13 protein-coding genes and 2 tRNA genes are annotated in these 15142 nt (G+C 51.2%); 5 read left to right on the top strand and 10 right to left on the bottom strand.

Going from position 1 to position 15142, the window contains the following annotated elements; all coding sequences use genetic code 11:
- Positions 1-68 precede the first annotated feature (68 nt).
- From ndh to OH663_RS18540, 8 genes are all read right to left on the bottom strand, one after another.
- The gene (ndh, locus tag OH663_RS18575; protein WP_045441784.1) at positions 69-1373 is read right to left on the bottom strand and encodes an NADH-quinone dehydrogenase; all 1305 of its coding nucleotides are present in this window, start codon (positions 1371-1373) and stop codon (positions 69-71) included.
- 237 nt (positions 1374-1610) lie between these two features.
- Positions 1611-2153: an alpha/beta hydrolase YcfP gene (gene ycfP / locus OH663_RS18570; protein ID WP_003030817.1), complete on the bottom strand. Its 543-nt coding sequence runs from the start codon at positions 2151-2153 to the stop codon at positions 1611-1613.
- A 21-nt stretch (positions 2154-2174) separates the two neighbouring features.
- Positions 2175-3200: a beta-N-acetylhexosaminidase gene (gene nagZ, locus OH663_RS18565; protein WP_045441780.1), complete on the bottom strand. Its 1026-nt coding sequence runs from the start codon at positions 3198-3200 to the stop codon at positions 2175-2177.
- 10 nt (positions 3201-3210) lie between these two features.
- Positions 3211-4035: a thiamine kinase gene (gene thiK / locus OH663_RS18560; RefSeq protein ID WP_200011871.1), complete on the bottom strand. Its 825-nt coding sequence runs from the start codon at positions 4033-4035 to the stop codon at positions 3211-3213.
- Positions 4016-4657 (bottom strand): penicillin-binding protein activator LpoB, encoded by a 642-nt coding sequence (gene lpoB / locus OH663_RS18555; RefSeq protein WP_045441778.1) that lies wholly within the window; start codon positions 4655-4657, stop codon positions 4016-4018. The genes thiK and lpoB overlap by 20 nt, the downstream gene beginning before the upstream one ends.
- Before the next feature lie 13 nt (positions 4658-4670).
- The gene (locus OH663_RS18550; RefSeq protein WP_045441772.1) at positions 4671-5045 is read right to left on the bottom strand and encodes a YcfL family putative periplasmic lipoprotein; all 375 of its coding nucleotides are present in this window, start codon (positions 5043-5045) and stop codon (positions 4671-4673) included.
- Positions 5046-5047: 2 nt separating this feature from the next.
- Entirely contained in the window at positions 5048-5407 is a 360-nt protein-coding gene (gene hinT / locus OH663_RS18545; protein WP_045449566.1) for a purine nucleoside phosphoramidase, read from the bottom strand.
- Positions 5408-5761: 354 nt separating this feature from the next.
- A tRNA-Asn gene (locus OH663_RS18540) sits at positions 5762-5837 on the bottom strand.
- A gap of 160 nt (positions 5838-5997) precedes the next feature.
- Between OH663_RS18540 and OH663_RS18535 the strand changes: the two genes are divergently transcribed.
- From OH663_RS18535 to OH663_RS18515, 5 genes are all read left to right on the top strand, one after another.
- Positions 5998-7443, top strand: coding sequence for an EmmdR/YeeO family multidrug/toxin efflux MATE transporter (locus tag OH663_RS18535; protein ID WP_320338207.1), 1446 nt, complete (start codon positions 5998-6000; stop codon positions 7441-7443).
- Positions 7444-7584: 141 nt separating this feature from the next.
- Positions 7585-7660 (top strand) — tRNA-Asn (locus tag OH663_RS18530).
- 217 nt (positions 7661-7877) lie between these two features.
- Positions 7878-9194 carry a shikimate transporter gene (shiA, locus tag OH663_RS18525; protein WP_200011873.1) on the top strand — a complete coding sequence of 439 codons (1317 nt, stop codon included), beginning with the start codon at positions 7878-7880 and terminating at the stop codon, positions 9192-9194.
- A 118-nt stretch (positions 9195-9312) separates the two neighbouring features.
- Positions 9313-10767 (top strand): AMP nucleosidase, encoded by a 1455-nt coding sequence (locus OH663_RS18520; protein ID WP_045441737.1) that lies wholly within the window; start codon positions 9313-9315, stop codon positions 10765-10767.
- A 15-nt stretch (positions 10768-10782) separates the two neighbouring features.
- A complete protein-coding gene (locus tag OH663_RS18515; protein ID WP_263525789.1) occupies positions 10783-12561 on the top strand; it encodes an aminopeptidase P family protein in 1779 nt (592 codons plus the stop codon).
- 52 nt (positions 12562-12613) lie between these two features.
- Here OH663_RS18515 and ptsG read toward each other — a convergent pair whose 3' ends face one another.
- Positions 12614-14047 carry a PTS glucose transporter subunit IIBC gene (gene ptsG, locus OH663_RS18510; protein ID WP_045441733.1) on the bottom strand — a complete coding sequence of 478 codons (1434 nt, stop codon included), beginning with the start codon at positions 14045-14047 and terminating at the stop codon, positions 12614-12616.
- Between the two features lie 293 nt (positions 14048-14340).
- The gene (locus tag OH663_RS18505) at positions 14341-15138 is read right to left on the bottom strand and encodes a metal-dependent hydrolase (RefSeq protein ID WP_045441730.1); all 798 of its coding nucleotides are present in this window, start codon (positions 15136-15138) and stop codon (positions 14341-14343) included.
- Positions 15139-15142: the final 4 nt, after the last annotated feature.

The following is a 15142-nucleotide window of genomic DNA, read 5'->3' as shown; positions in this document are numbered from 1 at the left end:
AATATAGTAGGAGGGCAGGAGCTGAAAAACGTCTACCGGGCCACTATGTGGCCCGGTTATTTGATATTTTAATGCAGTTTCAGGCGCGGACGAATCACACGGTTAATACTGCCAACCAGCATCATCAGACCGGTTTTGAAGTAACCATGCAACGCAATCTGGTGCATACGGTACAGTGAGATATACACAAAGCGCGCAATACGCCCTTCCACCATCATCGAACCGCGCGTCAGGTTCCCCATCAGGCTACCCACGGTAGAGAAGTTGGAGAGGGAAACCAGAGAGCCGTGGTCTTTATATTGATACGCTTTCAGCGGCTTGCCATTCATCTGCGCCAGAATATTGTTCATCGCGCAGGAAGCCATCTGATGAGCAGCCTGAGCGCGCGGTGGAACAAAGCCACCTTCCGGGCGTGCGCAGGAAGCACAGTCACCAATAGCATAAACATCCGGATCGCGTGTGGTTTGCAGAGTAGGCTCCACCACCAGTTGGTTGATGCGGTTAGTTTCCAGACCACCAATGTCTTTCATAAAGTCTGGTGCTTTGATACCTGCCGCCCACACCATCAGATCGGCTTCAATGTACTCGCCATCTTTAGTATGTAACCCGCCCTCATCAGCGCTGGTCACCATCGTCTGGGTCAATACACGCACGCCCAGCTTGGTCAGTTCATTATGCGCAGCACTAGAAATCCGCGGCGGCAATGCTGGCAGAATTCTTTCACCGGCCTCCACCAGAGTCACATTCAGCGCTTCGTTAGTCAGTCCCTTGTACCCATAGCTATGCAGTTGTTTTACCGCATTGTGCAACTCGGCGGAGAGTTCTACACCTGTTGCACCACCGCCCACAATGGCGATATTCACTTTGCCATTCGCGCCCAGATTCGCAGAGTATTTCAGGAACAGATTCAACATTTCCTGGTGGAAACGACGCGCCTGATGCGGGTTATCGAGGAAGATGCAATTATCTTTGACACCCGGCGTGTTGAAATCGTTGGACGTACTGCCGAGCGCCATCACCAACGTGTCGTAAGGCACTTTACGCTCAGGAACCAGTAGATCACCCTTCTCATCGCGCAGCTCAGCAATAGTGATGGTCTTCGCTTCACGATCGATATCTACAACCGAGCCAAGCTGAAACTGGAAGCCGTGGTTACGCGCATGTGCCAGATAGCTCAGCGCATCAACGCCTTCATCCAGGGATCCCGTCGCCACTTCGTGTAGTAAGGGTTTCCACAAATGGCTGTGGTTTCTGTCTACCAGCGTGATTTTTGCCTTTTTCTTACGCCCCAGTTTTTTTCCCAGTTGCGTCGCCATTTCCAGTCCGCCAGCACCACCGCCGACAATAACGATTCTTTTTAATGGTGTAGTCAACGTGACCCCCTTAAATTTATTAACCAATTGTTAATTAAAAGTTATTAACATAGCCTTTAATTAACAACAAGTTACGATAATGAAAATCTTCTTCGAGACTGAGAATAACACGAACGGTGCATTGGTCATACCAAAATTGATATGTATCAAGTTTTGATGCTGAAAAGATAGACAACCCTAGCTTTAACAACAAAAAAACCAGCCCGAAGGCTGGCTTTGTTCAACGTAAATCGGCGACTAACCTAACGTCTTGAACGCTTTGATTCGCTGCAAATGAGGAGAGATATTTTTGAATTTATGGGTTTGTTCTTCATCCCATACAATTTCATAGAAGTGGTGCAGCTCCTCAGAGGAACGTTGACTGTTCAGTGCTTCGTCATGGCGTGAAAGGATAACCAAGCACCGATCGCGATTCTTTTCACGGAAATTAGTCACGCATTTTGTGGCGATGTCCGCATACTCTTCGGGCCTGTCGATTTTCCCTTCCATATTCTCATACGGAAACAAGTTGGGATTAAACACGACCTGCCGAATATCACACAGAAAACCAATTCGTTCAGCCCAGTAACCACCCAACCCCACGCCGCAAATCAACGGGCGATCGTCCACATTAAGCTGCAACATTTTGTCCACTTCTTTCAGCAGATGCTGCATATCATGCTTAGGATGCCGTGTACTGTAGCTGATCAGTCTGACATCCGGGTCAATGAACTGCAGTTGTAACACTTTCTCGTGATTTCCCGGACTGTTAGAGTCAAAACCGTGTAAATAGATAATCATCGCATCCTCACCAAACGTGCGTTAATGACCTGCTTTTTCTTCCTGCCAGCGCTCATGAAGCTGGTTGAGCTGGGCGCTAATCGTTTTCCAGCGTGCCGAATCCATCAGTTCCTGACGCGAAAATGAACCTTTATGATACAAACGTGTAACACGTTCCGCATTGATCGGCGACAGATTATCTAACACACTGACCGCTCCCTTACGATTATTGCAGACCAGGATCATATCGCAACCTGCATCAAGCGATGCCTGCCCACGCTCTGCGTAGCTCCCCATGATAGCTGCGCCTTCCATCGACAGATCGTCGGAGAAGATCACCCCATCAAAACCAAGCTCCTGACGCAGCACCGTTTTTAACCAGTGGGGGGAACCACTCGCCGGACGCGGATCGACTTCACTATAGATCACGTGTGCCGGCATAATGGCATCAAGTTTATTTTCCGTAATTAACGTCTTAAACACCGACATGTCTTTGGCGCGAATTTCCGCTTCCGGTCGCGGATCGGTTGGTGTCTCTTTGTGCGAATCCGCCGTCACCGCCCCATGCCCGGGGAAATGTTTACCGGTGGTTTTCATGCCCGCGGCATGCATGCCATCAATAAAGCGGGTTGCCATTGCCAGCGCCTTTATTGGATCGGCATGGTAAGAACGCTCGCCAATCGCCGCGCTAATATGGCCCACATCCAGGACGGGGGCAAAGCTGATGTCGATGTCCATCGCAATCATTTCGCTGGCCATGAGCCATCCGGCATCCTGAGCCAGCTTGCCTCCCTCTTCCAGTCCGTGCAGTGCAGCAAAAGATTGTGCCGCCGGCAGGCGGGTAAACCCTTCACGAAAACGCTGTACACGCCCCCCTTCCTGATCCACTGCCACCACCAGATGATTACGTGATGCCTCACGGATTTGGCGAACAAGTTCACGCAACTGTTCCGGGTCGTGGTAATTTCGGGTAAAGAGGATCAACCCACCCACCAGCGGATGCGCCAGAATCTCACGCTCTTCAGCGTCCAGCTCATACCCTTCGACATCCAACATTACTGGACCCACACTGCTCTCCTTATCCTTTCATTGTTAGCTGCCGCCAGGTTTCATCGGCCAGCCTGATAAATTGTCGATCGCTGGTTTGCTGCCAGCGATACTCGAACCACCCCGCCTTCAGCACCATCACCCAGGGTTGCCACTGTCTGACCTGCCGCCAGAGGGCATCCGGATCAATGTGCGCATGCTGAGCATAGGCGTTCACCAGTTGCCGGTGCTGAGATTCATCAACGGTCCACACCGCAGCCAGCTCCAGCGCAATATCACCGTCTCCGGCATATTCCCAGTCAATCAACCGCAGCCCCGACGCTGTGCGCACTATGTTGTCGCCGTGGACATCCATATGTAACGGCCCGAGACGTATCGGGCGAGGTTCGCGTTGTTTTCTTAACCGCTTTAGCACGCGCAACCAACCAGGCGTCCGGCGCGCCGGATCACAACACTGCCAGTACTGTTCAAGTAATGGCAGCACTCTGATTTGCCAGCCCAGACGGGGTTGTTGGTGAAGATGATACAGTAAGCCTGCAAGTTCGTCGGCTTCCGGTAATCTGGATTCTACCTTACCGTGAAAATAGTCTACTGCCATCCACCCTTGTGTATAAAAACAGGGTTTGGGAGCAAGACTTTCGGGCAGTTTTTTCAGCGCATGATAGTGCCGTAAAAAATGGGACTTGGGCGCGTGAGGATCATGATGGCAGCGCAGCACTAAACGATGGGGATGATTTTCGATGATACAGCTCCCGCCGCTCAAGCCGCTTTGGCTGCCCGCGACGGGATGATACTGCGGGAAATAGCGCGACAAAACCTCGTCGCGCGTCAGTCTGTTATTGTTGCTGAACAGCACCTTTACCTGACCAGATTATCTCGCCAGTTTGTACCAGCATTAATTGCATTTGCAGTGCCGGCGTATTGACGTTGCCGGAAGCGCTGGAATACAGCACATACTGCGCTCCTACATTACGGGCAATACCAATGGCTTTACTGCGCGTACCCAGGCTGTCGTGTGGTGATAAACCTAATTGTTGCTTCGCCAGCGACAATTGTTGTGCCGAGACCAGGGTAAATTTGCCGTTATTCGCCAGCGCATTACGCAATGTTTCGGTTGCGTCACCAGAGTTGAGAGAACCATTGGTGCGATTATTCACGCTGTCGACCAGCAAGACACCTCCAGCTTTGACGCCATCAGCCTGCAGCATTTTCGCCACCATCGGTTGCATTGCGCCATTCCAGTCATAATGACGTTCCCGGGGCGTCGGCTGCGCCGTTTGATCCTCATGTTCAATCGGACCAGGCTGCTGCGGTATGGTTGGCACCGTTGGGACAACCGGTACCGGCTGTTGCGGTTGCTCGGGCTGCTCCGGCACCGGTTTGACTTCATCTACCGGCGCTGGCTCTCGTTGCGCCACACAACCAGAGAGAAATATCGCCAGCGCGGCAATCAATGCGTAGCGATTCATTTTGATCATCAAGATTCACCCCTTACAAATAAAGATAAAGTCTAACCTTGTGCGCCCCCAGAAAATTGGCGCTGCCGTACAGAGTCACCGACGAACGTGCCGGGATAGTGACGCTGCGTGGCGCTTCCAGAGGGTGCATCTCCAGCCCTCTGGCGTCATACCAGTAAAACCGATAATGAACGGTAACGGGTTCTTGTCTTTCGTTATAGAGTCGTGAGGATGCAGAGGGCTGAATATCAGACGTGGTTAACGCAGGCTGTTCTGCTGTTATACCTGCAGCCAGTATCGTTGATTCCATCACCAGCGACTGTTCATCACTCACCGGAATTTCAGGATGTGAACGACAGCCTGCCAGTAACAGCACCCCCAGTGACAGCACTAAGCATCCTCTGGTCATTATTAAAGACCTTTATGCGCAAGCATTGGACCAAGAGTACGCCCACCCAGTAGATGCATATGAATGTGATACACCTCCTGACCCCCGTGGCGGTTGGTATTCATGATCAAACGATATCCATCTTCGGCAATGCCTTCCTGCTCAGCGATCTTCGCCGCGACCGTGATCATTCTCCCCAACGCCTGCTCATGTTCAGCCGTAACATCATTAACGGTTGGGATCAGGACATTTGGAATAATCAGGATATGCGTAGGCGCCTGAGGTGCAATATCGCGAAACGCTGTGACCAGTTCGTCCTGGTACACGATATCTGAGGGGATTTCACGACGAATAATTTTGCTGAATATAGTTTCTTCTGCCACGACGTTTTCCTTTTTCATTAAGAGCCCTTCGTTGTGCCATGCTACGCCGAGCTACTCTGCGAGTATAGAGTATGAGTGAGTTACTCACGCTCTTTCAACTTTAACCCTCGATTTTTTAAGCAAAAAGTTTTCCTTATGCTGCTCTTATAACCATTTCCCGTTGCTATTGCTCAGACATAGTACTGAAACAATATTTCATACTGGCAAAAATTCCACCTGCTCATCGGGTGGATTTTGCACTCATAGCCAAAATACGGGGGACTAAAGCTGACGTTAACGCTTACCCAGGCAGAGAAATGTAAACGCTAAAAAAACAAAAAGCCTGCTTAGTTTCCTAAGCAGGCTTCTTAAATATGGCTCCTCTGACTGGACTCGAACCAGTGACATACGGATTAACAGTCCGCCGTTCTACCGACTGAACTACAGAGGAATCGTTGTGGAGGCTTATCTTAGCGGCGAAAAATCTTTTGTCAAACCCCATTTCCTTCATTGAGTATCAATTGGTGCTTCTCTCGACAGTTTGTTGCATTTACAGACATTTTATATGGAAAAAACTTTGCAGCTTTTTTGATTCTCCCTCATCATTTGAAATGAGGTTTCAACTTTCTTCATTAAGGTCCACTTTGAACGTGTCCGCTGCCTTACGTCAGGTCGTTTCCCGTACGCCCTGGTATGCCAAACGCAAGAGTTACAAAGTACTCTTTTGGCGTGAAATCACTCCTTTAGCCATTCCCATTTTTCTGGAAAATACCTGCGTATTATTGATGGGAGTACTGAGTACTTTCCTTGTTAGCTGGTTGGGTAAGGAAGCAATGGCGGGTGTCGGACTCGCCGACAGTTTCAATATGGTTATCATGGCGTTTTTCGCCGCTATCGATCTTGGCACGACGGTGGTCGTTGCTTTTAGCCTTGGGAAACGCGATCGCCGACGGGCCAGAGCTGCCGCCAGACAGTCACTGGTAATCATGACGATTTTTGCCATCGTGCTGGCAGCGGTGATTCACTATTTTGGCGAGCAGATTATTAATGTTGTCGCCGGTGAAGCGACTCCCGAAGTAAAGGCACTGGCGCTGACCTATCTGGAATTAACGGTGCTCAGTTATCCGGCAGCAGCCATTGCATTGATCGGTAGCGGAGCACTGCGTGGGGCCGGGAATACCAAGATACCGCTGTTGATTAACGGCGGCATGAATATACTGAATATCATCATCAGTAGCATCCTGATCTACGGCATTTTTTCCTGGCAAGGGCTGGGATTTGTAGGCGCAGGTCTTGGGTTAACGATTTCCCGCTACATTGGTGCTATCGCCATTATCTGGGTGCTGATGATTGGTTTTAACCCAGCGCTGCGTATTTCACTGAAAAGTTATTTTAAGCCGTTAAATCTCGCCATTATCTGGGAGGTGATGGGGATAGGTATTCCTGCAAGTATCGAATCCGTTTTGTTTAACGGTGGCAAGCTATTAACTCAGATGTTTGTCTCGGGTATGGGTACCAGCGTTATTGCCGGTAACTTCATCGCATTTTCTATTGCGGCTCTGATTAACCTGCCGGGAAACGCATTAGGATCCGCATCCACCATCATTACCGGCAGACGCCTGGGTAATGGGCAGATTGCCCAGGCAGAAATTCAGTTGCGACACGTATTTTGGTTATCCACAATCGGTTTAACTGCCATCGCCTGGCTGACTGCACCGTTTGCCGGTGTCATGGCCTCGTTTTATACCCACGATCAGGACGTAAAAGAGGTCATAGTCATACTGATTTGGCTCAATGCGGCATTTATGCCGATATGGGCAGCATCCTGGGTCCTTCCCGCTGGTTTTAAGGGAGCGCGTGATGCACGTTTTGCTATGTGGGTTTCCATGCTGGGTATGTGGGGCTGCCGTGTTGTAGCAGGTTATACCCTAGGGATCGTATTAGGATGGGGAGTGGTCGGCGTCTGGATGGGGATGTTCTTCGACTGGGCGGTCCGCGCCGCGCTATTTTACTGGCGAATGGTCACCGGTCGATGGCTGTGGAAATATCCACGCTAGGAACGTGAAAAGTGTATAAAACAACCCGTTGCGTCTGAATAAACGGCGAAATGAAGAATATTTCAGCAAACGATCGCGTTTCTACATTCAGGCTTTGACAACGCTGACCGGCATCGCTAATATTCGCCCCGTTCACACGATTCCTCTGTAGTTCAGTCGGTAGAACGGCGGACTGTTAATCCGTATGTCACTGGTTCGAGTCCAGTCAGAGGAGCCATATTTAGAAAAGCCCGCTTAAGGAAACTTAAGCGGGTTTTTTGTTTTTCTGTTTTTCCTTTCGTCTTATTTTTCATCTTGCCCCGTTATAAGGGATAAAATCGTTTTCTCTTCCCGTCTGTCGCGGTAGTCTCATAACAGTCGTTAATATATCGACTGCAATGTGCGTAACCTTATTCCAATACTAATAATTAGAAATCAGTACAGACAGGATAACTATGGATTCCACCCTCATCTCCACGGGTCCCCAGGAGGACACATCTTCGCTTAGCCGCGCCCGACGCGCAGCACTCGGTAGCTTCGCTGGTGCCGTGGTCGACTGGTATGATTTTCTGCTTTATGGCATCACTGCCGCACTGGTCTTCAATCGCGAGTTTTTTCCGCAGATAAGTCCCGCGATGGGTACGCTCGCCGCGTTCGCCACCTTTGGTGTCGGATTTCTGTTCCGCCCATTGGGTGGAATAATATTCGGGCACTTCGGCGATCGCCTTGGCCGTAAGCGCATGCTGATGCTCACCGTCTGGATGATGGGGATTGCCACTGCGTTGATTGGCATTATCCCCTCTTTTGACACCATCGGCTGGTGGGCCCCCATCTTACTGGTGACACTGCGCGCCGTTCAGGGATTCGCCGTCGGCGGTGAATGGGGCGGCGCGGCATTACTTTCCGTCGAAAGTGCCCCAAAAAATAAAAAAGCGTTCTACAGCAGCGGCGTTCAGGTGGGTTACGGTGTCGGCTTGCTGCTCTCTACAGGGTTAGTCTCGCTGATTAGCTCGCAAACGACTGATGAACAGTTCCTGAGCTGGGGCTGGCGTATTCCGTTCCTGTTCAGCATCGTATTAGTTCTGGGCGCATTGTGGATGCGTAACAGAATGGAAGAGTCCGCAGAGTTCGAGCTGCAAAAACAGGAACCACCGCAGGCGAAAAAACGACTGCCGGTCATCGAAGCGCTAACCCGCCACCCGGGGGCATTTTTAAAAATTATTGCCCTGCGCCTTTGTGAACTGCTGACGATGTATATAGTCACCGCTTTTGCACTCAACTACTCCACCCAAAATCTGGGACTACCACGCGAATTGTTTCTCAATATCGGGCTGCTGGTAGGTGGGCTAAGTTGTCTGACTATCCCCTGCTTTGCCTGGCTTGCCGACCGCTTTGGTCGTCGCCGGGTCTACATTACCGGGGCGCTGGTCGGCACACTCAGCGCCTTCCCGTTCTTTATGGCCCTGGAAGCACAGTCAATCTTCTGGATCGTATTTTTCGCGATTATGCTGGCAAACATCGCCCACGACATGGTGGTCTGTGTCCAGCAACCCATGTTTACCGGCTTGTTTGGCGCAAGCTACCGCTACAGTGGCGCAGGAGTTGGCTATCAGGTCGCCAGCGTCGTTGGCGGCGGCTTTACCCCGTTTATTGCTGCAGCACTGGTCACGTTCTCCGGCGGAGACTGGCACAGTGTAGCCATTTACCTGATGGCGGGTTGTCTGATTTCTGCTGCCACAGCAATAATGATGAGAGATAAGCAGCACGGTTAAGTCTTTTCGCGAAGACCATCTGGTCTTCGCATTTTCTTCCTCAACGTCTGACTTTTGTTTCACATTCCTGTGACATACTATCGGGAGAGCAGCACATCTGTGGAACAAGGAGACAGACATGAACAATAAGGGCTCCAGCCTGACCCCGGCTCAGGCGCTGGATAAACTGGACGCATTGTATGAGCAATCAGTTAAGGCTCTGCGTAGCGCCATTGGCAAGTACATTGATACCGGGACACTTCCTGATGTAATCGCCCGAGATAAAGGTCTTTTTGTTTACCCTTCACTTTCTGTAACCTGGGATGGCAGCGCCACCAATCCACCAAAAACTCGCGCTTACGGACGTTTTACTCATGCTGGTTGCTATACCACGACCATTACCCGCCCGTCGCTCTTTCGCCCTTATCTTGAAGAACAGCTGACGCTGCTGTATCAAGATTATGATGCTCACATCTCCGTCGAGCCATCGCAGCACGAAATCCCCTATCCCTATGTGATTGACGGTTCTGAACTGACACTTGATCGATCTATGAGTGCCGGATTAACGCGTCATTTCCCTACCACCGAGCTGTCACAGATTGGCGATGAAACCGCAGACGGGACTTATCATCCGGCGGAATTCTCCCCACTGTCACATTTCGACGCCCGACGGGTAGATTTTTCACTGGCACGACTGCGTCACTACACGGGCACGCCGGTTGAACATTTCCAACCCTTTGTACTGTTCACCAATTACACCCGTTATGTTGATGAATTCGTACGCTGGGGATGCAGCCAGATCCTCGATCCTGACAGTCCATATATCGCGCTCTCCTGTGCGGGAGGGATTTGGATCACCGCTGAAACAGAAGCCCCGGAAGAGGCTATCTCCGACCTTGCCTGGAAAAAACACCAGATGCCTGCCTGGCATTTAATCACCGCCGACGGCCAGGGGATCACGCTGGTAAATATTGGCGTAGGCCCGTCTAACGCTAAAACCATTTGTGATCATCTGGCGGTCCTTCGCCCTGATGTCTGGTTGATGATTGGGCACTGTGGTGGTCTGCGCGAAAGCCAGGCAATTGGTGATTATGTTCTTGCCCACGCCTATCTGCGTGACGACCATGTGCTTGATGCCGTACTGCCTCCTGACATTCCTATTCCGAGCATAGCGGAAGTTCAGCGCGCACTGTATGACGCCACCAAAGAGGTCAGCGGTATGCCCGGTGAAGAGGTGAAGCAACGGTTGCGTACCGGCACTGTCGTTACGACCGACGATCGCAACTGGGAATTACGCTACTCCGCTTCTGCGCTGCGCTTTAACCTCAGCCGCGCCGTAGCTATCGATATGGAAAGCGCCACTATCGCTGCTCAGGGCTACAGATTCCGCGTCCCTTACGGCACTCTGCTTTGTGTTTCCGACAAACCGCTGCACGGTGAAATTAAGCTTCCTGGTCAGGCTAACCGATTTTATGAAGGTGCGATTTCTGAGCACCTGCAGATTGGCATCCGGGCTATCGACCGCCTTCGTGCTGAAGGTGACCGACTGCACTCCCGCAAATTACGTACGTTCAACGAACCGCCGTTCCGTTAAGGCCTGAAGGTAACTATGCACAACTCAACTCCCCTTTCCGCTCTGCGCAATCTACTGTTGGCCCTGGGGCTTGACGGTATGATTGTTCCACGCGCTGATGCGCACCAGAGCGAGGATTGCACGCCACACGACAATAAACTGGCCTGGCTCACAGGCTTTAGCGGCTCAGCAGGCCTGGCGTTAGTCCTTCGCGATCGCGCCTTAATGTTTGTCGATGGACGCTATCAGGTTCAGGTACGTAACGAAGTCTCCCTTGATGATTTTGAAATTCATCATCTGCACGATGAGCCGCTGGCGGACTATTTACAGGCACACGTCGCACCAGGCACTCGTATTGGCTTTGAACCCCTGTTGATGGTTAACAGCCAGTTTGAATCCCTGTCGGCCACCCATTGCGAACTGGTGGCTCTGGAAACCGATCCTTTCGACCAGGTATGGCTCGATCGTCCTGCGGCACCGTGCGGCATCATCCGGGAAATGCCTGTTGAAATCAGCGGTGAAAGCAGTACACAAAAACGTGCACGGATCGTAGACCAACTTGCCCGGCATCAGGCTGATACTCTGGCTATTACCCTTCCTGATAATATTGCCTGGCTGCTCAATGTGCGTGGTTCAGATCTTGATATGGTCCCCGTCCCTTTTTCATTTGCCCTGCTGCACCGCACCGGCGAACTGGAGTGGTTTGTTGATACCAACAAAACAAAGCAGTTACCCGAAGCCCTGCTGAGCACGTTGACCCTTGCACCACAAGAGGGTTTTCTCTCTCGCTGCCAGCAACTGGCACAGGGAAAACGTTTTCTGGTTGATAAGGACTATGCCCCGGTTGCTTTGCGTTTTGCGATTGAACAGAACGGAGGTGAAGTTCTTTGGGCCCCGGATCCAATCACATTGATTAAAGCTCATGAGAATGACACTGAACTGGCAGGCTATCGTGAATGCCATGAACAGGATGGTGCTGCATGGGTTAACTTCCTCGCCTGGCTGGCGCATGAGGTACCACTACGTGAGGCGGCCGGTAATCCGGTAACCGAGCTGGAAGCACAAGCCAAACAGTTGGCGTTTCGCCAGCAACAACCCGGGTTTATTGAGCAAAGTTTTGGCACTATTTCAGCTTCAGCCAGTAATGCGGCGATGTGTCATTATCATTCCAGTGAAAAGACAGATACGCCGATTACCTCACAGGCCATGTATCTGAATGACTCCGGTGGTCAGTATCAAAACGGTACCACAGATACGACGCGTACCCTCGCCTTTGGCCCACAGGATCCGCAGCGCCGACTGCACTATACGGCAGTACTGAAAGGCTTTATATCGCTGATCACGCTACAATTCCCCAGCGGCACTCAGGGTCATCAACTGGATGCGTTTAGTCGTCGGGCTCTTTGGGAGCTGGGGCTGGATTACGATCATGGCACCGGACATGGCGTGGGCCACCAGCTACTGATTCATGAGCAGCCCCACCGTATTGCCAAAAAAGTAAATCCTTGGCCTCTGGTCGCAGGCAATATTATTACTATCGAGCCGGGATATTATCTGGCAGGTCAATATGGGATCCGCATCGAGAATCAGGTAGAGATTATCGAGAGTCGTCCAGGCTTTTGCCGGTTCGCCTCACTGACGCAGGTCCCTATCGATTTGAACCTGGTTGAGTTACATCTGTTGAGCGAAACAGAAAAGCAGTGGATTGATGACTACCACCAGCAGGTAAGAGAAACACTGTCGCCACGCGTGGACAGTGACGCACGTCCATGGCTATTTGCAGCCACAGCACCGATTCGTGTTCAGGCCAATTAACGTAAAAAAGGCAGCCCTCAGGCTGCCTTAGTTCTCCCCAACGTCTTACTGCTTAGCTGTTACGGATGTATTCATCCATTTCAGTTTTCAGGTTATCGGACTTAGTCCCGAAGATAGCCTGAACACCGGAACCAGCAACCACGACGCCCGCAGCACCCAGTTTCTTCAGGCCAGCCTGATCAACTTTGGCAACGTCAGCAACGCTGACACGCAGACGAGTGATGCACGCATCCAGGTTAGTGATGTTTTCTTTACCACCAAACGCAGCAACCAGAGCCGGAGCCATTTCACCTGTCGCGCCAGCTTTGCTGTCTTCGGTGGCGTCTTCACGACCCGGAGTTTTCAGGTCCAGCGCTTTGATCAGTACACGGAAAATGGTGTAGTAGACGATTGCATAGCCGAGGCCGACAATCGGGAACAGCCACAGTTTGCTGCTGTTACCAGACAGTACGATAAAGTCGATCAGACCGTGGGAGAACGATGTACCGTCACGCATACCCAGCAGGATACAGATTGGGAATGCCAGACCTGCCAGAATCGCGTGGATGATGTACAGGATCGGCGCCACGAACATGAAGGAGAACTCGATCGGCTCGGTAATACCGGTCAGGAACGAGGTCAGCGCCGCGGAGATCATGATACCGCCCACTTTCGCGCGGTTTTCCGGTTTTGCAGAGTGCCAGATTGCAATAGCAGCAGCCGGCAGACCGTACATTTTAAACAGGAAGCCACCGGACAGTTTGCCCGCAGTCGGGTCACCTGCCATATAACGAGGAATATCACCGTGGAACACCTGGCCTGCAGCATTGGTGTACTCACCGATCTGCATCTGGAAAGGAACGTTCCAGATATGGTGCAGACCAAACGGTACCAGGCAGCGTTCAACGAAGCCGTAGATACCGAATGCCACTACCGGGTTCTGATACGCAGCCCACTGGGAGAACGTCTGAATAGCAGTACCGATTGGCGGCCAAATGAAGGACAGAACCACACCCGTGAAGATGGCAGCCAGACCAGAAATGATAGGAACAAAGCGCTTACCGGCAAAGAAGCCCAGATACTCAGGCAGTTTGATACGGTAGAAGCGGTTGAACATATACGCTGCGATCGCACCGGAGATAATCCCCCCGAGAACACCGGTATCAGCCAGGTGTTTAGCGGCGATTTCTTCTGCAGGTAAATGCAGAACCAGCGGCGCAACCACAGCCATGGTCTTAACCATGATGCCATAGGCGACGACTGAAGCCAGGGCGGATACACCGTCATTGTTGGTGAAGCCTAACGCAACACCGATGGCGAAAATCAGCGGCATGTTTGCAAAAACAGATCCGCCTGCTTCTGCCATTACATGCGATACAACGGCTGGCAGCCAGCTGAAGTTAGCGGAACCGACACCCAGCAGGATACCTGCAATAGGGAGTACGGATACCGGCAGCATCAGCGATTTACCGACCTTTTGCAGGTTAGCAAATGCATTCTTAAACATAATTAGGAGTGCTCCTGAGTATTTGTGCTTTTCTACGTTCTCACGCATTGGCGAGGGGGGAGAACCTCGCCGTGGACAGGGCATCTAAGTACCCTTTATTTATTACACAGAGTAAAATAATTCAGTTCGTTTTTGTTTGACGGCTATCACAATTCAGTTGTGGGTGGCCGCAAAATTCGCACATTCCGATAAAATGAGTATCTGAATGTTTCCAACTGGTTACTCACCGCCCATTCTGGGGCGGTGAACTTTACTCGCTTTACTTATTAATTACGAGCTTTAAAAAAACTTAGTTAACAGGCAGATTGCAGGCGAGATGCGTCGATGTGAAACAGGCGGGCAAAGTTATCGGTGGTGATCTGCGCCAGTTCTTCAACGGCAACACCTTTCAAGACAGCCATGTACTCTGCAACATCACGAACCATTGCCGGTTGGTTCTCTTTTCCACGATGCGGCACAGGCGCAAGGTAGGGAGAATCGGTCTCAACTAACAAACGGTCCAGAGGTACATAGCGTGCAGCATCGCGTAGTTGTTCGGCGTTACGGAACGTGACGATGCCAGAGAAGGAAATATAGAATCCGAGATCCAGCAATTTGCCCGCAGTTTCCCTGTCCTCTGTAAAACAGTGTAGTACGCCGCCACAATCCGTCACTTTTTCTTCGCGCAGAATCGACAGCGTATCCGCTCGCGCATCGCGGGTATGAACAATCACCGGTTTCTGTAACTCGCGACCAATCTGGATGTGGTGAATGAATGATTCCTGCTGGCGAACCTTCGTTTCTGGCGTATAAAAATAGTCCAGCCCGGTTTCGCCCATCGCCACCACGCCCTCCTCGGCGGCAAAACGACGCAGCTCTTCAACATCATATGGCTCATCCTGATTTAACGGATGCACGCCACAGGAAAAAACCACATTGTCACGCACACCAACCAGTTCACGCATGCTGCGGTATCCTGGTAACGTGGTCGCAACGGCAAGACAGAACTTCACATCACGCGCGGCCGCTTTCTCCAGCACGTCATCCACGTTCTTATGCAAAGATTGATAATCCAGGCCATCAAGATGGCAGTGTGAGTCGACTAAAAACATAATG

Origin of the sequence: Citrobacter sp. Marseille-Q5395 (assembly GCF_947057495.1) — a bacterium.
Classification (GTDB): domain Bacteria; phylum Pseudomonadota; class Gammaproteobacteria; order Enterobacterales; family Enterobacteriaceae; genus Citrobacter; species Citrobacter murliniae.
The sequence above is the reverse complement of the archived record's forward strand: the minus strand, read 5'-3'. Positions and strand labels throughout refer to the sequence as shown.